Genomic DNA, 20,792 nt, shown 5'->3' on the forward strand with positions numbered 1-20,792 from the left:
ACCAGGTACTTTTTCAATATCCATTCGATGGCTGCACATGCTAACATATCCAAATAAGATCGATAACGATAATTACTATCATTATCAGGGAAGTTGATATGTCATGCTCTGTTTCCGCGACACGCGCCTTCGCCGTGCCCGGACTATTGTTATTACTTGTTCTCACCACGGTATTAAGTCTGGTTATTGGCGCCAAGTCGCTACCTGCCTCCGTGGTGCTGGATGCGCTCACAGGCAGTTGTCAAAGCGCTGATTGCACCATCGTGCTGGACGCGCGCCTGCCGCGCACGCTGGCGGGGCTGCTCGCGGGTGGCGCGCTTGGCCTGGCTGGCGCATTAATGCAAACGCTCACGCGTAACCCTCTCGCCGATCCCGGTATTCTGGGCGTCAACTCTGGCGCCAGCTTCGCTATTGTGCTGGGAGCCGCGCTGTTCGGCTTTTCCTCTGCGCAAGAGCAACTGCTGATGGCCTTTTGCGGGGCGCTGGCCGCGTCGCTGATCGTGGCATTTACCGGTAGCCAGGGCGGCGGACAGTTAAGCCCGGTACGTCTGACGCTGGCGGGCGTAGCGCTGGGCGCGGTGCTGGAAGGATTATCTACCGGCATCGCCCTGCTCAATCCGGACGTCTACGACCAGTTGCGTTTCTGGCAGGCCGGTTCACTGGATATCCGCAGCCTGCAAACGCTAAAGGTTGTTCTGGTACCGGTACTGATTGCTGCGGCGGTCGCGTTATTCCTCAGCCGGGCATTGAATAGTCTGAGCCTTGGCAGCGACACCGCTACCGCGCTTGGCAGTAAAGTCGCTCGCACGCAGTTTATTGGCCTGCTGGTGATTACCGTATTGTGCGGCAGTGCAACCGCGATTGTCGGCCCTATCGCTTTTATTGGCCTGATGATGCCGCATATGGCGCGCTGGTTGGTGGGGGCGGATCACCGCTGGTCACTGCCCGTAACCCTGCTGGCAACCCCTTCTCTGTTACTGATTGCCGATATCATCGGTCGCCTGATTGTCCCCGGTGAGCTGCGCGTTTCGGTGGTCAGCGCCTTCATCGGCGCGCCGGTGCTTATCTTTCTGGTACGGCGGAAACCGCGTGGAGGTGGCGCATGATGCACCTCCCTCGCCGCCTGATAATCAGCAGCCTGCTGCTGGTTGTAGGATGTCTCGCCGTTGGCTTGTGGAGCCTGCGTAGCGGCGTCGTTACGCTGGAAACCCAGCAAATTATTGCTGCCCTGCTCGGCGATGCGCCGCGTAGCATTACACTGGTGGTGACCGAATGGCGTTTGCCACGCGTGCTCATGGCGCTATTGATTGGCGCGGCGCTCGGCGTGAGCGGCGCAATATTTCAGTCGCTGATGCGCAACCCGCTGGGTAGCCCGGATGTGATGGGTTTCAATACCGGGGCCTGGAGCGGTGTGCTGGTGGCAATGGTACTGTTCGGACAGCATCTTACCGCTATCGCGCTGGCAGCCATGCTGGGTGGGGTCCTGACCTCTCTGGTAGTCTGGGCGCTCGCCTGGCGCAATGGTATCGACACCTTCCGGCTGATTATTATTGGTATCGGCATACGCGCTATGCTGGTCGCGTTCAACACCTGGCTATTGCTGAAAGCATCATTAGAAACCGCGCTGACGGCCGGGCTGTGGAACGCCGGTTCGCTCAATGGCCTGACCTGGGCCAAGACCTGGCCTTCTGCCCCACTGATTATCATCATGCTGGTGTGCGCCACGCTGCTGGTACGCCGGATGCGTTTGCTGGAAATGGGTGATGACAGCGCCTGCGCGCTTGGCGTCAGTGTAGAACGCTCACGTCTGATGATGATGCTGGTAGCGGTTGTACTGACCGCTTCCGCCACCGCGCTGGCAGGTCCAATCTCGTTTATTGCCCTTGTCGCCCCGCATATCGCGCGGCGGATTAGCGGCACATCGCGCTGGGGATTAACTCTGTCGGCGTTGTGCGGCGCGTTGCTGCTGCTGATGGCGGATTTATGCGCCCAACAGCTCTTTATGCCTTATCAGCTTCCGGTGGGCGTTGTCACCGTAAGCCTCGGCGGTATTTATCTTATCGTCTTGTTAATTCAGGAGTCCCGCAAAAAATGATCGAATCAGTAGCCCGTTTGCGTGGCGACCAGTTAACGCTGGGTTATGGCAAGTTTACCGTGGCGGAAAACCTCAATGTGTCGATTCCCGACGGTCACTTCACCGCAATCATCGGGCCAAACGGCTGCGGGAAATCAACGCTACTGCGCACGCTGAGTCGTTTGATGACGCCCGCGCATGGCAAGGTCTGGCTCGACGGCGAGCATATTCAGCACTATGCCAGCAAAGAGGTTGCCCGCAGAATAGGTTTGCTGGCGCAAAACGCCACCACGCCGGGTGATATTACGGTACAGGAACTGGTTGCCCGCGGGCGCTACCCGCACCAGCCATTGTTTACCCGCTGGCGCAATGAAGATGAAATCGCGGTATCTAACGCAATGCAGGCGACGGGTATCACACATCTTGCATCACAAAGTGTGGATACCCTTTCCGGTGGACAACGCCAGCGCGCATGGATTGCGATGGTGCTGGCACAGGAAACGTCGATTATGCTGCTTGATGAACCCACCACCTGGCTGGATATCAGCCATCAGATCGATCTGCTGGAGCTGCTGAGTGAGCTCAATCGGGAGAAAGGTTATACGCTGGCCGCCGTTCTGCACGACCTCAATCAGGCCTGTCGCTATGCGACGCATCTGATTGCGCTGCGTGACGGAAAAATTATTGCCGAGGGTGCGCCAAAGGAGATAGTCACCGCGCAGCTTATTGAAAAAATCTACGGTCTGCGCTGTATGATTATCGACGATCCGGTTGCCGGAACGCCGTTAGTGGTGCCATTAGGACGTACGGCGAACAGGTAAACACCGCCACCTCCGCAGAGGTGGCGAGACCATTTACTGAATGTCTTTGAGCAGGTCACACATGACTGGCCCAATCTTCTCAAACGCCTCAGGGGTTATGATATCAACGTGCGCGCAGTCCTGACGATAGACATCCAGACTGGATATCCACGGCGACCAGCTGCGCTCCGGACTGACTCCCGGCACTAAGGTACGCTCAGCGACGAACAGCGTGGCGTGACCAGCAAACGGCACGCTGTGTGCCGTGGTGAGCAGGCGAACCGCATCGGCGTAGTTACCTTCGATTGCGTTAAATAAGGTCTCTGACGCATTACCCTGCTGCGCAGCCAGAAACGCTTCACGCTCGCGCGCGATCTCCGCCAGTACCGCTGGATCTAACCCATTGGCCTCTTTATCCTGCCAGTTTTGCGTTTCCGGCGGCCAGGTATCGAGCAGTCCCAGGAATGCAACTGTCTCTCCTCTGGCATGTAAGCGCGCGGCAATCCCCTGCGCCAGCGTGCCTCCCAGCGAGTAACCTAATAAATAGTAGGGACCATGAGGCTGCTGGCTGAGCAGCGTTGCCAAATGATGTTCACATACCGCATCAAGGTTCTCCGCCGTTTGCATAGGGCCATCCGGCCGTGGAGACTGAATGCCGGTAATCGACCATTGCGGGCTGAGGTAGCGCGACAGCACGCTAAACTGCCAGGCAAAACCCGACGCCGGATGGAAGCAAAACAGCGTTGGCCCGTGACTTTGGCGCAGCGGCAGTAGCGTCTCAAATCCCAGACGCTGCGACTGCTCATCATCATTGCTCTCCAGCAGTGCGCTCAGTTGTTCAACGGTAGAAGCCACCATTATCTGCCCAGGCGTCACCTGACGCTCAAAAGCCCGGCTCAACTGCGCTGCCAGCTTCATCGCCAGCAACGAATGACCACCAAGCGCAAAGAAGTCCGCCTCCACGTCATTCACCTCGCAACTCAGCAAAGCCGCAAAAGACTGTGCGATGGTAGTTTCAGTCCCTGTACGCGGCGCGCGCCCGGAAGTACGCGACGTCAACTGCGGCATCGGCAGCGCTTTACGATCCAGTTTACCGTTCGCGCTAAGCGGTAGCTCCGCCAGTTGCAACAATACCGTTGGCACCATATGCGCAGGCAGTTTTTCACGCAGACTGTCCCGCAATGCGGACGTATCCAGCGGTAACCCCGATTGCGACACCAGATACCCCACCAGTTGACGTGCATCGCCGCCTGTCGCCGCCGCCTGGTTGAATACGCAGGCATGGGCAACGGCATGCTCGACATCAGGCAACTGCTGCATCACCCGATCAATCTCACCAAGCTCAATGCGTTGTCCGCGAATTTTAAGCTGGTCATCGCTGCGCCCAAGGTATTCCACCGCGCCATTTTCCAGCCAGCGCGCCACATCCCCGGTACGGTACATGCGTTCGCCGGCGTTAAACGGATCGGCGATAAAGCGGCTTGCGGTCAGATCCGCTCGCCCCAGGTATCCTTGCGCCAGTTGGATCCCCGTCAGATACAGGTCACCCGCCACGCCGAAAGGCACCGGGCGCATCATGGCATCCAGGATGCGTAAACCCGTATTCCATACCGGATAACCAATCGGCACACTGTTGCCGGTTACGGCGGCAAGTTCATCCCCACAGGCCGGATACCAGCTCACATCGACCGCCGCTTCCGTTGGCCCGTATAAATTGTGCAGTGGCGCACGAGTCAACTGCTCCCACTCGCGACATAAATCTGCAGGCAAGGCTTCACCGCTGCAGAATACCCGTTTCAGCGAGGCGCAACTCTCCCGCGCGGTTTCCGGCGTCAGTGAAGCGACAAAAGCGGCCAGCATCGAAGGAACGAAGTGCGTGGTCGTCACCCCGTATTGGGCAAAGAATTGCTGCATCGCCAGCGGATCGCGGTGCGCCTCAGGTTCCGCCATTACCAGTTTTGCCCCGGCAATAAACGGCCAGAAAAACTCCCATACCGAGACGTCAAAACTGCACGGCGTTTTTTGCGCCACCACATCATCTGCGGCCAGCGGGTAGTGATTTTGCATCCACAGCAAACGGTTAACGATGGCGGTTTGCCCAACCATTACCCCTTTTGGTCTGCCGGTAGAACCGGAAGTAAAAATGATATAGGCCGTATGATTGGGTTGAGATAGCGCCAGCGGAGCTGCATCTTCTGCTGGCAGTGGCGCGTTGTAGCACAGACTTTCCAGCGCCGGAATATCGCTAAAGCGCGCCAGTTGCTCTTCGGTCGCGATCAGCAATTTCGGTTTTGCGTCTTCGAGCATCATCCGCAGGCGATCGTCCGGGTATCCGGTATCCAATGGCAGCCAGGCGGCTCCTGCCTCAACAATACCGTGCAATGCCAGCGTCAGGAACACGGAACGCGGTAATGCCACGGCTACGCTGTCGCCAGGGCGGACGCCACGCTCGCGCAGAAGCTGCGCCAGCGCCACGACCTGCTGGCGCATTTCGCGATAGCTAAACTGATAACGGGCATCGGCCAGCGCCGGGGCATCCGGCGTTTTATCAGCCTGCTGCGCCACCAACGAGCTCAGCGTAGTGGACGGGATCTCCACGGTGGTGTCGTTAATCTTCGTCAGCCGCTCATGTTCTATTGGCAACAGCATCCCGGCGTCGCCGCAGCATAGCGCCGGATTGTCGGCAAACTGCTCGATAAGCCCGATTATACGTGATGCATGCTGCGCCAGCGTCTCGGCTTCATAACGTTGTTTATTGGCCAGGATTTCAATACTCAGACCGCCGTTTTCATCCGGGAACAGCGCCAGCTCAAGATCGTTCACCGGCCCCGTAGCCAGCGTATGAGTTCGCGCCTGCACGCCGGGAATATTGAGCTGATAGTCGAATATTTTCACGTTCAGCACCGGGCCAAACAGCGGTTCAGCACCGGCTGCGCGCCCGCTGTCGCGAACAATTTGCTCGGCATCATAACGCTGATGTCGGCGCATTTTCTTTAACTGTCCGGCCAGTCGTTGCGCAAGCGCAGGCAAGCTTTCTGCCGCATCCAGTTGCACACCAAATGGCAAAACGTTTAAAATGGGTCCGCTGGACGTCAGCGCCGCCGATCCCATGCGCCGCATAAAGATAAACCCGGCTGCATAATCCATTCGGCTGCACAAACGTCCCAGCCACAACGCCACCAGCGCGAGGGCCAGATCCGCTCGCTGAACGTCAGGCATACGTGCCGCAAGTCGGCGAAACTCCCCTTCAGGCGCGGTTAACTTCAGACGAATGATATCCGCGCTGGCTGACCGCCCCGGCAGTGGTTTATCCGATAGCGATGCCGGAGGTGGGAGTTGCTTTCGTTGCTCGCTCCAGAAGGCGCCGTCGCGTTGCCAGGCATCACTCTGACGATACTGTTGATACTCTTCCACCACCTCAGCAAATGGCGTAAAAGGTGATTCTGGCGTGGACTCGCCATGCAGCCATGCGCGGTAAATCGCGGCTATCTGGCGGGTAATGGCCGGAAAACTGAAGCCATCAACCAGCAGATGATGGTAACGCTGATACCAATACCAGCGCTTGTCTCCCACCTGAATGAGCAAGTGAAAAACCAGCGGTTTGCCGCTATCAGCACGTATGTCCTGCTGCAGGTCTGCCTGCATCAACGCTCGTGCCGCCTCATGGGGATTGGATTTTTCACGCAGGTCAATAATGTCGGGTTGCGCAAAGGCGAGCGCGGGGTCTACCCATTGCCAGACCTCGCCGTTATCTTCGCTAAACCGCATCCGTAGGGTATCTGCCTGCTCCAGACCCGCCACAACCGCTTTTGCCAGCAACGGCGCGTCCAGTTCGCCGGTTAATTCTACGTAGTGCGCCACGCTCCATGCCGAGGGCAATGTGGAGAGTTTTTCCGCCATCCAGATCCCCGGCTGAGCCGCGACTAATGGTAAACGCTGAGTCATGGAGCCTCCTGCACATCGACGTAATTTGCTGGCGTCAGCGTGGTCCAGTTTGCATCCAGCCATTGCTGGCAGGCTTCCTGGGATTGGGGTTCGCACGCGACCGTCCAACCAGCAGGAAGTGAGCATTGTCGCGGCCAAAGGCTAAACTGACGTTGGGGATTTTGCAGAATGTAAAACTGGCCCTGCGGATTATCGAAGGGGTTACTGAATTCCATACTCAACTCCTGTCGTGGAACGTCGTCCGGTTAAATCGTGTCGGTAAGCGGTTGCCAGAGCGTTATCAGCCCTTGCATCAAACCGCCGCGCCAGCAAAGCGCATCGTGTCCGCCATCAACCTGACGCCAGAAAATAGACTGTGGTGCAGAGGGTAACTGGGCATATAGCGCCTGATTAGCGCGAAAAATAATGGGCTCGCGGATCCCGGCTTCCAGGACAATACGCAGCCCCTGAGCACTGACCTTCCCGCTCTTCAGTTGCTCAACGATCGTCCCATCCTGATGACCACCGCGATGCGGCCACCAGTAAGAGCCCGACTGGCTGAGCACGCAGCCAAAGCGCGCGGGCCAGTTTAGCCCGGCATACAGCGATGACAATCCGCCAAAACTTTGTCCGGCGACCACCGTGCGCTGCGGGTCATCACTGAACGCGGTTGTCGTCTTCACCAGCGGCAACAGCTCCTCTTGTACCGCCAACCAAAAATCCGCGTTACACGGCAGTTCGCGGCTACGGTGAGCCGTGTCGATGGCATCAATCAGGAGATAAACGGCAGGAGGAAGGTGCCCACGATGCGTAAGTGAAGTTAGCGCAGGCCAGACCGGCATACTCTGCGCCCAAAACTGTCCGTCCAGCAGGATAGCCAGCGGACGAGATTCCGCTTGGGCCTCACCGGTGGTAAAGACCCATACGCGACGCGTATTACCAAGCCTGGCGCTACGCCATTGCAGACACACTGCGGGTGAATCGGGGTTTTCAGGTCGATCCCATCCTGGTTGTACGGGTGCATCAGGCATTTCCAGCGCAGACACCGCGTGGCCACGACCGCCCTGCCATCTCTGCGAATTAAGGGGGTCAGCAATAGCCTGAGGCAGTAATTGCCGCCAGCCTTCACGCAGCGCGGTTCGGTCAGGCGTTTCGCCCAGCGCCTGCGGCGCAAAAATATCGTTGCGCGCTGTTGGAATAAAACAGTAACTGCCACGCCAGTTGGCGCTGAGGGAAACACTCCAGCACCAAATATTCGTTCCATCAATGCGTCGCATCGACTGAGGGGTAGCATTTTGATGGTGGTCGGTGACGCCGGTGATATAAACCCAAACGTGATGAATGGCTGACTCTTTCTCCGTTCCCTGCGGGTCACGCCACCAGAAGGTTACCCGATAATTTCCGTTGTCTTCACGCTCCCACTCCGGGCCTTTTTTTGACTGCCACCACGCCTCGCTTCCCATCTTTAACGTCGTCACCGCCATAACCCCATGTTTATCGTGAAATTTTATGATCTAGCGTGAAATATATTGATAATATTATTGATAACTATTTGCATTTGCAATAGCGTATTGTCGCGCTGTGGGAAGCGCGCACAGTTTTTCACCACTTATAAACCGACCTGGCGCTGCGTACTTTTTCTGGAATGGAGGGTTTACGCGGATGCGGGCGACATCAGGCCAAATGCCGCAACACGGCACATTGGAACTCGTGGCTAAAAGAACAGCAGGACATACAATGAACAACAAGATTCATTCACTGGCCTTATTGGTCAATTTAGGGATTTACGGGGTAGCCCTGCCAGCAATGGCAGAAGATCAAACCGATAGCGCCGCAGTCTCTCATGAAGACACCATCGTCGTTACCGCTGCCCAGCAGAACCTGCAGGCGCCGGGCGTTTCAACCATTACCGCTGATGAGATTCGTAAGAATCCTCCCGCTCGCGATGTGTCGGAAATCATCCGTACCATGCCTGGCGTTAACCTGACCGGTAACTCAACCAGCGGACAGCGCGGCAACAACCGTCAGATCGATATCCGCGGTATGGGGCCAGAAAACACCCTGATTCTGATCGACGGAAAACCGGTTACCAGCCGTAACTCCGTACGCCAGGGCTGGCGCGGCGAGCGTGATACCCGCGGCGATACCGCCTGGGTCCCACCGGAAATGATCGAACGTATTGAAGTGCTGCGCGGTCCTGCCGCGGCACGCTATGGCAACGGTGCGGCTGGCGGCGTGGTGAATATCATCACCAAAAAAGGCAGCAATGAATGGCACGGCTCCTGGGATACCTATTTCAACGCCCCGGAACACAAAGATGAAGGTTCGACCAAGCGGACCAACTTTAGCCTGAATGGCCCATTGGGCGGGGATTTCAGCTTCCGTCTGTACGGTAATCTCGATAAAACTCAGGCCGACGCGTGGGACATCAACCAGGGCCATCAGTCTGAACGTACCGGCACCTACTCCAACACCTTACCCGCCGGTCGTGAAGGGGTAATCAACAAAGACATTAACGGCGTGGTTCGCTGGGATTTCGCCCCGCTCCAGTCACTGGAACTGGAAGCCGGCTATAGCCGCCAGGGCAACCTGTATGCGGGTGACACCCAAAACACCAACACCAACCAACTGGTGAAAGATAACTACGGGAAAGAGACCAACCGTCTTTACCGCCAGAACTACTCTCTGACCTGGAACGGCGGCTGGGATAACGGCGTCACCACCAGCAACTGGGTGCAGTACGAACACACGCGTAACTCCCGTACACCGGAAGGCCTGGCAGGTGGTACTGAAGGGATTTTCGACCCGAATGCGTCACAAAAATATCTCGACGCCGACCTGAGTGACGTCATGCTGCACAGTGAGGTCAGCATTCCGTTAGATCTGCTGGTTAACCAAAATCTGACGCTTGGTACCGAATGGAACCAGCAGCGCATGAAAGACATGTTATCTAATTCACAGACCTTTATGGGCGGTGATATTCCAGGGGCCAGCAGCACTAACCGTAGCCCGTACTCAGATGCAGAGATTTTCTCTCTGTTTGCTGAAAATAACATGGAGCTGACCGACAGCACGATGCTGACGCCAGGTCTGCGTTTCGACCATCACAGCATCGTCGGCGACAACTGGAGTCCGTCCCTGAACCTGTCCCAGGGTCTGGGTGACGACTTTACACTGAAAATGGGTATCGCGCGCGCCTATAAAGCGCCAAGCCTGTATCAGCTCAACCCGAACTACATTCTGTACAGCAAGGGGCAGGGTTGCTACGCCACCGGTTCCGCGACCGGTATTGGTTGCTACATGATGGGTAACGACGATCTGAAGGCCGAAACCAGTATCAACAAAGAGATTGGTCTTGAGTTCAAGCGCGACGGCTGGCTGGCTGGGGTAACCTGGTTCCGCAACGATTATCGCAACAAAATTGAAGCAGGTACGGTACCGTTCGACAGAACGTCTATCACCAACAAAGGGAAGACGACTTACACCGATATCTACCAGTGGGAAAACATTCCTAAAGCGGTGGTTGAGGGTCTGGAAGGTACGTTGAACGTGCCGGTTAGCGAAACCGTTAACTGGACCAACAACATCACTTACATGCTGCAAAGTAAAAATAAAGAGACCGGCGAACGCCTGTCGATTATTCCTGAGTACACGCTGAACTCGACTCTGAGCTGGCAGGCACGCGAAGATTTGTCGCTGCAGTCCACCTTCACCTGGTACGGCAAACAGCAGCCGAAGAAGTACGATTACCAGGGTAAACCGGTAACCGGTAGTTCGGCGAGTGAAGTCAGCCCGTACAGCATCGTCGGCCTGAGCGCGACCTGGGATGTGACGAAAAACGTCAGCCTGACCGGCGGCGTGGATAACGTCTTCGACAAACGTCTGTGGCGTGAAGGTAATGCCCAGACCACGGGCGATATTGTAACCGGGAACTATATGGCGGGCGCTGGCGCATACACCTATAACGAACCGGGCCGGACGTGGTTCATGAGCGTTAACACGCACTTCTGATAACGTTTTCCCTCTCCTCGCTGCGGGGAGAGGGAAATTATAACTATCATGCACACCACGCACACACCGCTCACTTTCGCAGACCACACGCTGCACATTGTCGAGTTCGATCCCGCCAGCTTCCATGAGCACGACCTGCTCTGGCTCCCCCACCACACTCAGCTTCAGTCCTGTGGACGTAAGCGTAAAGCTGAGCACTTAGCTGGGCGTATTGCCGCAGTACACGCGCTGCGTGAGTTTGGTCACAAAACCGTACCCGGCATCGGCGCGCAACGCCAACCGTTGTGGCCGCAAAATCTGTTTGGCAGCATCAGTCATAGCGGAACAATCGCCCTGGCGGCGGTATCAACGCATCCCGTCGGGCTGGATATAGAAACTATTTTTACGCAGCAAATGGCGAACGAACTGGTAAGTAGTATTGTCACCAATACAGAAAAAGCGTGGTTGGCTAATAGCGGTCTGTCTGTGGAGCAGGCTCTCACGCTGGCATTTTCCGCCAAAGAAAGTACCTTTAAAGCAACCCAGGCGTCACAACAATCAGTCGCCGAATTTACGCAGTATCAAATCGTTGAGTTGCAACACAACCAAATGATACTACGTGCTCACAGCCAGGCGTATCGCGTGCAATGGCGGTTCTCGGGCAATGATGTAATCACACTGGCAACAGTGTGAACGTCACAGCAGTTCACGCGCCTGAGCAGCGATAGCTGCGGCGTCAAAACCATGATGCTGGCGTAGCCAGCCACGATCCGCTGCCGCTGCATACTCTCCATCCGGAATGCCTAAACGCTTTAACACCGCCCCGACTCCGCCCTCAGCCAGCACTTCTGCCACCAGGCTTCCCAACCCACCATTAATGTTGTGCTCTTCTACGGTAATCACCGCTTTGCTGCCCTGTAGTGCTGACAACAGGGCTTTGGTATCACATGGTCGAATTGAAGGTACACTGACCACCTTCGCCTGAATACCGGCATCAGCCAACAGCGCAGCGGCATCAACAATTTCATGAACTGTCGAGCCCGTTGCCACCAGCGCCACATGCTCGCCCTCACGCAGCGTCAACACCGCCCCCGGAACAAAACGGTAACTCTCGTCATGAAGTTCCGGCAGTGCTTTTCCATCAAGACGAATATATACCGGTCCCTGATAGCCAATCGCATAATCGATAATCTGTCGGCACTCTCGTGGCGAAGATGGGGCGAAAATCTGGATATTGCCGAAGCCTCGCATAATGGCAATATCATCGATCGAATGGTGAGTGCTCGCCAGCGGACCATAGCTGGCACCGGCATTAAGACCGAATAGCTTCACATTGGTATTGTTGTAGCAAACATCGACTTTAATTTGCTCATTGGCACGGGAGATAAGAAATGGCGCAGCGTTACAGGTGACGGCGACCTTACCGCCAAGTGCAAGTCCTGCCGCCGTTCCAACCATGCTTTGTTCGGCAATACCTACGTTGACCAGGCGACCGGGAAACTGCTTTATAAAAGGAGCAATTTTCGCGGTTGATGTCGAGTCCGCTACGACCGGCACCAGGTCAACACCTTGTTCCACTGCATCAATGAACGCCTGAACCATGACGTTCGCGAGGTGTTCTGCATTACTCATCTTTTAACTCCTCCAGAGCCAGTTCGATCTCTTCACCTTTTGGCACCCGATGGTGCCATTCAGGGCGCCCCTGGATAAACGATATACCCGCGCCTTTCGTGGTATTGGCAATGATGACGTTAGGTTTGCCATCCTGCTTAAGTCCTTCCAGCGTGGCGACAACCGACGCCATATCATTCCCCTGACACTCAGTCACCGTCATACCAAATGCCTGCCATTTTGCGGCAAGCGGATCGGTATTCATGATTTCGCGAGTCGGTCCGGCTAATTGAAGATTGTTCTTGTCATTAATAATGATCAGGTTATCGAGGCCATAATGAGCAGCAGCCAGCGCCGCTTCCCAGTTACTTCCTTCGGCCAGTTCGCCATCGCCTGTGATTAAAAAGATGCGGCGTGAACTGTTACTTTTCTTCGCAGCCAGAGCCAGTCCCACCGCAACAGGTAAACCGTGGCCCAGAGCACCGGTATTCAGTTCAATACCCGGCGTTTTCTGGCGCACCGGGTGTCCGGGAAGATGGGAATTGGCATGTTGATAGGTTTCCAGCCAGTCAACGGGAAAAAAACCCGCCTCCGCCAGAACGCAGTAGTAACAGCCTACCGCGTGACCTTTAGACTGGATGTAGATATCCCGAGCCTCATCAGCGATACGCTCCGGAGCGACATTGAGTATACGAAAATAGAGTGCCGTCAACAGCTCAACTTGAGACAAGTCCGCACCAGTATGCCCACCCGCAGGGCTGTTAGCATTTAATCTAACGATGTGACGGCGAACCGCCCGCGCTTTGCGCTCAAGAGTCTGGATATCATAGTTCCAGGGATTCATTTAGCACCTCTGAATTTATTTTCAATATGGAATATTTATTCCGCGTGGGACTAAAAAAACCAGAATTTCCCATACGTCACATCTTCAGGCTTACGCCGTTGTATCATACTCAGGAACATTCTGCCTCCTTACCGCGACCACACTGACGCTGGTAATAATAAGTTGACCTGTAACCACCATGAATATATATTCACAAATGATTCTTTATTCAATTATGCAACCTAATTTTCGTATTTGTCCATAGCTGTTTTGGAGGATTGGTTAAAGTTAGAGCTTTATCACACTTACCTGTCTTCAATTTTCGCGTATGATAAAACGCATTAAGATAATGGCGGTACGTAAATGATTTTCGAGGAAATATATGGCTAAGCAGGACGAACAACGGCTATTGGTTAAAATCGCTACCCTTTACTATCTTGAAGGACGCAAACAGTCCGATATTGCTCAACTTCTCTCGCTTTCTCAGTCGTTTATCTCCCGCGCCATCACCCGCTGTCAGAAAGAAGGGGTGGTGAAAATCAGCGTTGTCCAGCCCTCAAATATCTTCCTGAATCTTGAAAAAGGGATCGAGGAACGTTACGGCATTAAGCAGGCCATTGTGGTCGATACCGAAGAGGATGCCAGCGACCACACCATCAAACGCGCCATTGGTTCTGCCGCAGCCCACTATCTGGAAACCCGACTACGCCCCAAAGATCTGGTGGGCGTTTCCTCATGGAGTTCGACGATCCGAGCGATGGTGGATGAAGTCCATACGCAGAACCTGAAAGCCGGCGGCGTAATTCAATTGTTGGGCGGCGTGGGTCCTAACGGCAACGTACAGGCCACAATTCTGACGCAGACGCTGGCACAACATCTGAATTGTGAAGCCTGGCTGCTGCCTTCGCAGAGTATCGAAGGCTCGGTTGAAGAGAAAAACCGTCTCGTTGCCAGCAAAGATGTCGCCGATGTGATTTCACGCTTTGATAACGTAGACATCGCCATTGTGGGCGTCGGGATCCTCGAACCGTCCCAATTGCTGAAAACATCAGGCAACTACTACCACGAAGATATGTTGCAGGTACTGGCTGATCGCGGCGCGGTCGGAGACATTTGCCTGCATTACTACGACAACAAGGGCCAGCCGGTATTGCAAGATGACGAAGATCCCGTAATTGGCATGGCCCTGGACAAGGTAAAAAAATGCCCGAATGTCGTGGCCCTTGCTGGCGGTACAGACAAAGTCGCGGCAATTAAAGGGGCGTTGAACGGAGGTTATATCGACGTGCTTATTACCGACTATCCTACCGCCCGGATGCTGGTCACCTCCTGATCCTCGATTCGCTGATAGCCTTTGCACGAAAGATAAAAAGCAAAGGCTGTGACTAAAACCTATATATTTCAATGAACTGAAAGGTTTCACCTCGCCTTAATTTATTCTTCTTTCTGTTATTATCCCGTCTATGTAAGTGTGATTCTCAGCACAATTGATGATTTTTTCTGTAGCCCAACGGAAAGATTGTAGCTAAGGTATTAAATAAATAATCAACACCGAATATATATTCAATAATTAAAAAAACGATGTCACAGCCAGGCCTGATGTAGTAATGACGCGACAATGAGGGGGGCTTTATCCTCCAAACCGGGACGCAATGTGACTCAGGAGATAATCTATGTGTGCAGCGAAGAAAGAGTTCATTATTGCGCTGGATGAAGGCACAACTAACGCCAAAGCAGTCGCGCTTGATGCACAGGGCAATGTGGTCGCAAAGTTTTCTCAGCCACTGGCGATTCAGACCCCTCGGGATGGCTGGGTTGAACAATCTGGCGAGGTGTTGATTGATGCTTCTATTGGCGTCATTGCCAAAGCTGTGAATCATGTTGGTGCTGAAAACGTCGCGGCGCTGGCTATTAGTAATCAGCGTGAAACCGCCATAGGCTGGTATCGCCAGACTGGCAGACCGCTAAATTCCGCAATCACCTGGCAATGTACGCGCAGCGCGGCTTACTGCGAGGAGCTGCGGCATGAAAATAAAGAACAGCTGATAAAATCAACCACTGGTCTGCCAATCGCTCCCCTTTTTTCCGCATCAAAAATGCGCTGGCTACTGGAATCCGTGACCGATGGGCCACAGCTGGCTGCGCAGGGACAAATTTGCCTGGGAACGATCGACAGTTGGTTGCTTTGGAATTTAACCGCTGGTGAAGCCTTCTGCTGTGACTATTCCAACGCCGCCCGCACACAGTTGCTAAACCTGCACTCTGGGGAGTGGGATGAAGCCATGCTGGCACTCTTCCACATTCCACGTGCCGCCTTACCGGAAATAAAACCCTCCAGTGGATTATTTGGTCATACACGTGGACTGAATGGCATTCCAGACGGCATTCCTGTGATGTCGATGGTGGGTGACTCACATGCCGCTCTGTTTGGCCATGCTCTTGGCGAAATGGGATGCGTTAAAGCAACTTACGGTACCGGGTCATCGGTGATGGCGCCGGTCAAATCAGCCCAATGTGATATTGACGCACTGGCTACCACCATCGCCTGGCACGATGGAAACAGCATCATATACGGACTGGAAGGCAATATCCCGCACACGGGTGATGCGGTGGCATGGATGGCAGACAGTACGGGTCTGAGCGAACTTTCTGATGCCGAACTGACCTACGAACTCAACACCCTTCCCGCCTCCGTTGATTCAACCCTCGGCGTTTATTTTGTGCCAGCACTGACCGGCCTTGGCGCGCCATGGTGGGATGACAGTGCCCGTGGAGTCATCTGCGGACTCAGCCGGGGAGTTAAACGAGCACATCTCATTCGTGCCGCACTTGAGTCGATTACCTATCAAATCGCCGATGTTGTAGTTGCCATGCAGCAGCACGATGATTTCAAGTTAACTGCATTAATGGTTGACGGTGGCCCCACTAAAAATGACTGGCTAATGCAATACCAGGCAGACTTGCTTGGTTATCCGGTTATGCGTAGCGATGTGCCAGAACTTTCCGCCATTGGCGCGGCATTACTGGCGCGTAAAGCGCTTTCCCCTGGCTCACTGACTGATTTAAAAGCTTTTTTAACCGTACATAGCACATTTCAACCCGACATGGATCGCCATCATCGGTTGCAAAAAAGATGGCAGGAATGGCGCCATGCGGTAAACAGAACATTATGGAAACCGGCCTCGTCCGCCTGACGCCTCACCAGGGAAAAAGCGCGACGTTATTTACCACATATACAGGAGGATACCGGACCATAAAAAATTCAAGCTTTACGTTGTTTCACCGTACCCGACAATAACAACACAGAGAGAACATTGTCATGAAATTACGTTTAACGCTGTTAACTGCTGCAACCCTGACTGCTTTGTCTTTTACTGCTCATGCAGCGGAAAAAGGGACAATCATGATTATGGTGAATTCACTGGATAATCCGTATTACGCCTCAGAAGCAAAAGGTGCCAGTGAAAAAGCCCAGGAACTGGGCTACAAAACCACAATTTTGTCGCACAGTGAAGATGTGAAAAAACAGAATGAATTGATTGATACGGCAATCGGCAAAAAAGTCCAGGGTATCGTTCTGGATAATGCAGATTCAACGGCCAGCGTCGCGGCAATTGAAAAAGCGAAAAAAGCTGGAATTCCCGTCATATTAATCAACCGTGAAATTCCCGTTGATGATGTTGCACTGGTGCAAATTACCCACAATAACTTCCAGGCGGGTTCCGAAGTTGCAAATATTTTCGTCGAGAAGATGGGCGAAAAAGGTAAATATGCTGAACTGACGTGTAACCTTGCCGATAATAATTGTGTTACGCGCTCCAAATCCTTCCACCAGGTTATCGATCAGTTCCCGGATATGGTTAGTGTTGCCAGACAGGATGCCAAAGGTACGCTTATCGACGGTAAACGTATTATGGACAGCATCCTACAAGCTCACCCGGACGTGAAAGGTATTATCTGCGGTAACGGTCCAGTAGCACTGGGCGCTATTGCTGCATTAAAAGCGGCGAACCGCAGCGACGTGGTCGTGGTCGGTATCGACGGCAGCAACGACGAACGTGATGCGGTGAAGGCTGGCACTCTACAGGCAACCGTCATGCTCCAGGCACAGGCTATCGCAGCACAAGGGGTTACCGATCTCGATAACTACCTGCAAAAAGGCATAAAACCAGAAAAACAACGCGTCATGTTCCGCGGAATTCTTATCACTAAAGAAAACGCAGATAAAGTACAGGATTTCAATATCAAGTCCTGATCCCGGGTTGTTGCGCCTCTCAGGAGGCGCAGAGGAGAATATTATGTCTAAAAAAGCCTGGCTTGCGCTGGTCGTGTTGACCGTGGGAGGATGCCGCATCGTCTCGCAGCAGGAACTTGCGGACCTCAAGTCGCCACCGAATCCGCACATGGCCAATATAGATCAAACGTGGCAAAACAAAATTGTCCCGCAAATTGTCGGGCAGGCTCGTCCGGTGGCTGATTTACTGATGGCCTTGCAAGCTGAAAAAGATTTTGATAGCGCCTGTAAAAACCTCGGCTATCGTTCCCAGGAAGAGAATCCCTGCATCTTTTACGTAAAAGTTGAGGGAAAAATTAGCACTCTGGATACCGCCTCTCGCAATGGGAAAATGACTATCGCCGATAAAAGCGGCAACAACATTATTGTACAGATTGGTCCGACGCTACGCGGCACACAATTACGCGATGCCTTTAAAGGCGCAAGTTATAGTGATTTCAATGACCAGGTATTATTTGGTGAATATGGTCGGGGAATTAACGAACAAGCAATAAAGATGATCCAATCTGCGCAACTTAAAACCGGCGAGTCAGTACACGTTTATGGTGTTTTCTCTGAGTGGGAGATTCCAGGATCCATCCCGGATATTACACCAGCGAAAATTGAATCTGTAGGAGGACAATAACATGCAGCAGCAAGATATCGTCACTCCTCATTCCGTCGAATCTGAAGTTATTATCGAAACACACGATTTATCGCGTGTTTACCCTGGGGTAGTGGCGTTAGATAGCGTCAACTATCGGGTATATCGGAATAAAGTAAACGTGCTGATCGGAGAAAATGGTGCGGGTAAGTCCACCATGATGAAAATGCTTGCTGGTGTCGAAAGCCCTTCTTCCGGGCACATTATTATGGATGGCACACCCGTTACATTAAATTCGACCCATCAGGCCGAAAAACTGGGTATCAGTATTATTTTTCAGGAGTTGAATTTATTCCCAAACATGAATGTCATGGATAATATTTTCATGGCAAACGAGTTTTTTCAGAAAGGGAAAATCAACGAAAAATACCAATACGCTCTGGCAAAATCCTTACTGGAAAGACTCGAACTGGATGTTGATCCGTATACGCCACTGGAAGAACTAGGGATCGGTCATCAGCAACTGGTCGAGATTGCGCGTGCGCTCTCCAAAGATACCCGTGTTTTAATCATGGATGAACCGACCTCCGCCCTCAGCCAGTCTGAGGTGAAAGTGTTGTTTAACGTCATTGAGCAACTCAAGCGACGCGGCGTCACCATCATCTATATATCCCACCGTCTGGAAGAGTTGATGGAAATTGGCGATTACATCACGATTTTCCGCGACGGCCGTTTTATCAGTGAACGTCCAGTCAATGATGCCAGTATTCCGTGGATCATTGAACAAATGGTGGGTGATAAGAAAAAACATTTTGATTATCAACCCGCACCAAAAGGTGAAACGGTTCTATCCGTACAGGGTCTCACAGCCCTTCATCCGAGCGGCGGCTATAAGCTTAATGACGTGACGTTTAGCCTCAGTAAAGGCGAAGTCATCGGAATCTATGGTCTGCTGGGCGCAGGACGAACTGAACTGTTCAAAGGACTGGTGGGACTCATGCCCTGCCAGAGTGGGAGCGTGCAGCTTAACGGCGAATGCATTGATAAAGCCCATTTTCAGTCACGTCTTAAAAAGGGGCTGGCGCTGGTGCCTGAGGACCGACAAGGTGAAGGCGTTGTTCAGATGATGTCGATTCAGTCCAACATGACGCTGTCTGACTTCAGCCTGCAAGGCTTTCGCCGTGCCTGGAAATGGCTGAACCCGCACAAAGAGCAGGCCAGTGTGAAGGCAATGATCCAGCAACTGGCTATCAAAGTGAGCGATCCCGAATTGCCTATCACCTCATTAAGCGGCGGTAATCAGCAAAAAGTGGTGCTGGGTAAGGCATTGATGACGCAACCGCAGGTGGTTTTCCTTGACGAACCTACCCGAGGCATTGATGTGGGCGCGAAAACCGATGTGTATCACCTTATTGGCAAAATGGCGCAGCAAGGGCTGGCGGTGATGTTCTCTTCATCAGAGCTGGACGAAGTGATGGCGCTGGCGGACCGTATTCTGGTGATGGCCGATGGCCGAATCACCGCTGATGTCCCCCGTCATGCGGTCACCCGCGAGGCATTAATCGCGGCTTCTACACCTCAAGATTAATCAGGCTGGAATCCATCATGAACCAGAAATATATGATTTATATGTACCTGCTGAAGGCCAGAACGTTTATCGCACTGCTGCTGGTTATCGCATTCTTTAGCGTGATGGTACCTAATTTCCTGACCACCTCTAACCTGTTGATCATGACCCAGCACGTCGCCATCACAGGCTTACTGGCAATTGGTATGACGCTGGTGATACTGACTGGCGGTATCGATCTGTCCGTCGGGGCGGTAGCGGGTATTTGCGGCATGGTTGCAGGCGCCTTGCTTACCAACGGTCTGCCCATCTGGGGTGGCAATATCATCTTCTTCAACGTACCAGAGGTCATAATCTGTGTTGCCCTCTTCGGCGTTGTCGTTGGTTTTGTCAACGGTGCCGTCATCACCCGTTTCGGCGTTGCACCGTTTATCTGTACGCTCGGCATGATGTACGTTGCCAGAGGGTCTGCTCTTCTGTTTAACGACGGCAGCACTTACCCAAATCTGAACGGCATGGACGCGCTGGGCAATACCGGTTTTGCCACGCTGGGGTCAGGTACTTTGTTGGGGATTTATCTCCCTATCTGGCTGATGATTGCCTTCCTGCTGCTGGGCTACTGGGTAACCACCAAAACCCCATTAGGCCGCTACATCTACGCGATTGGAGGGAACGAATCCGCCGCACGTCTGGCGGGTGTCCCTATCGTAAAAGCGAAGATCTTTGTCTACGCCTTCTCCGGTCTGTGTGCCGCTTTTGTTGGGCTGATTGTGGCTTCACAACTGCAAACAGCACATCCGATGACCGGCAACATGTTTGAGATGGATGCCATTGGCGCAACTGTGCTGGGTGGAACTGCCCTCGCGGGAGGACGTGGACGTGTCTCCGGCTCCATTATCGGTGCCTTCGTAATTGTCTTCCTCGCCGATGGCATGGTGATGATGGGCGTCAGCGACTTCTGGCAAATGGTCATCAAAGGTGTGGTTATCGTCACCGCCGTTGTTGTCGATCAGTTCCAGCAAAAGCTGCAGAACAAAGTCATTCTGATGCGTCGCCACGACGAAAAGCTGGCGGCAGCACCCTCAGTAAATACCGTATCCAGTTAAGCAGCAACATTCCGCCGGGC

General features: G+C 53.6%; 16 protein-coding genes. 11 read left to right on the forward strand and 5 right to left on the reverse strand.

Features of this window, described 5'->3' with window-relative positions; genetic code table 11:
• The first annotated feature begins 98 nt into the window (after positions 1-98).
• The 3 genes from fepD to fepC are packed head-to-tail and all read left to right on the forward strand — an operon-like array spanning position 99 to position 2,895.
• Complete coding sequence (gene fepD / locus WHR59_RS17235; protein ID WP_043015534.1) at positions 99-1,106, forward strand: Fe(3+)-siderophore ABC transporter permease; 1,008 nt, start codon at positions 99-101, stop codon at positions 1,104-1,106.
• Positions 1,103-2,095 (forward strand): iron-enterobactin ABC transporter permease, encoded by a 993-nt coding sequence (gene fepG, locus WHR59_RS17240; protein ID WP_043015533.1) that lies wholly within the window; start codon positions 1,103-1,105, stop codon positions 2,093-2,095. Before fepD ends, fepG begins: the two co-directional genes overlap by 4 nt.
• The gene (gene fepC / locus WHR59_RS17245) at positions 2,092-2,895 is read left to right on the forward strand and encodes an iron-enterobactin ABC transporter ATP-binding protein (RefSeq protein WP_075145017.1); all 804 of its coding nucleotides are present in this window, start codon (positions 2,092-2,094) and stop codon (positions 2,893-2,895) included. The genes fepG and fepC overlap by 4 nt, the downstream gene beginning before the upstream one ends.
• 33 nt (positions 2,896-2,928) lie before the next feature.
• Here fepC and entF read toward each other — a convergent pair whose 3' ends face one another.
• The 3 genes from entF to fes are packed head-to-tail and all read right to left on the reverse strand — an operon-like array spanning position 2,929 to position 8,282.
• Positions 2,929-6,819 carry an enterobactin non-ribosomal peptide synthetase EntF gene (entF, locus tag WHR59_RS17250; RefSeq protein ID WP_338843326.1) on the reverse strand — a complete coding sequence of 1,297 codons (3,891 nt, stop codon included), beginning with the start codon at positions 6,817-6,819 and terminating at the stop codon, positions 2,929-2,931.
• Positions 6,816-7,034 carry an MbtH family protein gene (locus tag WHR59_RS17255; RefSeq protein WP_047412796.1) on the reverse strand — a complete coding sequence of 73 codons (219 nt, stop codon included), beginning with the start codon at positions 7,032-7,034 and terminating at the stop codon, positions 6,816-6,818. Before WHR59_RS17255 ends, entF begins: the two co-directional genes overlap by 4 nt.
• Positions 7,035-7,064: 30 nt before the next feature.
• Positions 7,065-8,282: an enterochelin esterase gene (gene fes / locus WHR59_RS17260; RefSeq protein WP_338843327.1), complete on the reverse strand. Its 1,218-nt coding sequence runs from the start codon at positions 8,280-8,282 to the stop codon at positions 7,065-7,067.
• A gap of 253 nt (positions 8,283-8,535) precedes the next feature.
• On the opposite strand from fes, the gene WHR59_RS17265 reads away from it, so the two are divergent.
• Both WHR59_RS17265 and entD read left to right on the forward strand, forming a co-directional pair.
• On the forward strand, positions 8,536-10,809 hold the full coding sequence (locus WHR59_RS17265; protein ID WP_043015528.1) for a TonB-dependent siderophore receptor: 2,274 nt from the start codon (positions 8,536-8,538) through the stop codon (positions 10,807-10,809).
• Between the two features lie 48 nt (positions 10,810-10,857).
• A complete protein-coding gene (entD, locus tag WHR59_RS17270) occupies positions 10,858-11,481 on the forward strand; it encodes an enterobactin synthase subunit EntD (protein WP_172862811.1) in 624 nt (207 codons plus the stop codon).
• Positions 11,482-11,484: 3 nt separating this feature from the next.
• Here the strand turns inward: entD and WHR59_RS17275 are convergent, their stop codons facing one another.
• Complete coding sequence (locus tag WHR59_RS17275; RefSeq protein WP_008784049.1) at positions 11,485-12,420, reverse strand: transketolase family protein; 936 nt, start codon at positions 12,418-12,420, stop codon at positions 11,485-11,487.
• The gene (locus tag WHR59_RS17280) at positions 12,413-13,243 is read right to left on the reverse strand and encodes a transketolase (RefSeq protein ID WP_003831177.1); all 831 of its coding nucleotides are present in this window, start codon (positions 13,241-13,243) and stop codon (positions 12,413-12,415) included. Before WHR59_RS17280 ends, WHR59_RS17275 begins: the two co-directional genes overlap by 8 nt.
• Positions 13,244-13,604: 361 nt before the next feature.
• On the opposite strand from WHR59_RS17280, the gene WHR59_RS17285 reads away from it, so the two are divergent.
• From WHR59_RS17285 to WHR59_RS17310, 6 genes are all read left to right on the forward strand, one after another.
• Positions 13,605-14,555 (forward strand): sugar-binding transcriptional regulator, encoded by a 951-nt coding sequence (locus WHR59_RS17285; RefSeq protein ID WP_003831176.1) that lies wholly within the window; start codon positions 13,605-13,607, stop codon positions 14,553-14,555.
• Positions 14,556-14,895: 340 nt separating this feature from the next.
• Positions 14,896-16,416: an FGGY family carbohydrate kinase gene (locus tag WHR59_RS17290; RefSeq protein WP_200000285.1), complete on the forward strand. Its 1,521-nt coding sequence runs from the start codon at positions 14,896-14,898 to the stop codon at positions 16,414-16,416.
• Between the two features lie 125 nt (positions 16,417-16,541).
• Entirely contained in the window at positions 16,542-17,477 is a 936-nt protein-coding gene (locus tag WHR59_RS17295; RefSeq protein ID WP_043015525.1) for a D-ribose ABC transporter substrate-binding protein, read from the forward strand.
• Between the two features lie 43 nt (positions 17,478-17,520).
• Complete coding sequence (locus WHR59_RS17300) at positions 17,521-18,141, forward strand: DUF2291 family protein (protein ID WP_181230658.1); 621 nt, start codon at positions 17,521-17,523, stop codon at positions 18,139-18,141.
• Position 18,142: 1 nt separating this feature from the next.
• Positions 18,143-19,687, forward strand: coding sequence for a sugar ABC transporter ATP-binding protein (locus tag WHR59_RS17305; protein WP_047412811.1), 1,545 nt, complete (start codon positions 18,143-18,145; stop codon positions 19,685-19,687).
• A gap of 17 nt (positions 19,688-19,704) precedes the next feature.
• The gene (locus WHR59_RS17310; protein ID WP_043015522.1) at positions 19,705-20,772 is read left to right on the forward strand and encodes an ABC transporter permease; all 1,068 of its coding nucleotides are present in this window, start codon (positions 19,705-19,707) and stop codon (positions 20,770-20,772) included.
• The last annotated feature ends 20 nt before the right edge of the window (positions 20,773-20,792 follow it).

Origin of the sequence: Citrobacter europaeus, from assembly GCF_037482245.1 — a bacterium.
Lineage (GTDB): Bacteria > Pseudomonadota > Gammaproteobacteria > Enterobacterales > Enterobacteriaceae > Citrobacter > Citrobacter europaeus.

What these genes read in the sequence shown, in the direction of transcription:
- fepD (WP_043015534.1), top strand. Translation starts at nt 99, where the DNA reads ATGTCATGCTCTGTTTCCGCGACACGCGCCTTCGCCGTGCCCGGACTA.
- fepG (WP_043015533.1), top strand. Translation starts at nt 1,103, where the DNA reads ATGATGCACCTCCCTCGCCGCCTGATAATCAGCAGCCTGCTGCTGGTT.
- fepC (WP_075145017.1), top strand. Translation starts at nt 2,092, where the DNA reads ATGATCGAATCAGTAGCCCGTTTGCGTGGCGACCAGTTAACGCTGGGT.
- entF (WP_338843326.1), bottom strand. Translation starts at nt 6,819, where the DNA reads ATGACTCAGCGTTTACCATTAGTCGCGGCTCAGCCGGGGATCTGGATG.
- WHR59_RS17255 (WP_047412796.1), bottom strand. Translation starts at nt 7,034, where the DNA reads ATGGAATTCAGTAACCCCTTCGATAATCCGCAGGGCCAGTTTTACATT.
- fes (WP_338843327.1), bottom strand. Translation starts at nt 8,282, where the DNA reads ATGGCGGTGACGACGTTAAAGATGGGAAGCGAGGCGTGGTGGCAGTCA.
- WHR59_RS17265 (WP_043015528.1), top strand. Translation starts at nt 8,536, where the DNA reads ATGAACAACAAGATTCATTCACTGGCCTTATTGGTCAATTTAGGGATT.
- entD (WP_172862811.1), top strand. Translation starts at nt 10,858, where the DNA reads ATGCACACCACGCACACACCGCTCACTTTCGCAGACCACACGCTGCAC.
- WHR59_RS17275 (WP_008784049.1), bottom strand. Translation starts at nt 12,420, where the DNA reads ATGAGTAATGCAGAACACCTCGCGAACGTCATGGTTCAGGCGTTCATT.
- WHR59_RS17280 (WP_003831177.1), bottom strand. Translation starts at nt 13,243, where the DNA reads ATGAATCCCTGGAACTATGATATCCAGACTCTTGAGCGCAAAGCGCGG.
- WHR59_RS17285 (WP_003831176.1), top strand. Translation starts at nt 13,605, where the DNA reads ATGGCTAAGCAGGACGAACAACGGCTATTGGTTAAAATCGCTACCCTT.
- WHR59_RS17290 (WP_200000285.1), top strand. Translation starts at nt 14,896, where the DNA reads ATGTGTGCAGCGAAGAAAGAGTTCATTATTGCGCTGGATGAAGGCACA.
- WHR59_RS17295 (WP_043015525.1), top strand. Translation starts at nt 16,542, where the DNA reads ATGAAATTACGTTTAACGCTGTTAACTGCTGCAACCCTGACTGCTTTG.
- WHR59_RS17300 (WP_181230658.1), top strand. Translation starts at nt 17,521, where the DNA reads ATGTCTAAAAAAGCCTGGCTTGCGCTGGTCGTGTTGACCGTGGGAGGA.
- WHR59_RS17305 (WP_047412811.1), top strand. Translation starts at nt 18,143, where the DNA reads ATGCAGCAGCAAGATATCGTCACTCCTCATTCCGTCGAATCTGAAGTT.
- WHR59_RS17310 (WP_043015522.1), top strand. Translation starts at nt 19,705, where the DNA reads ATGAACCAGAAATATATGATTTATATGTACCTGCTGAAGGCCAGAACG.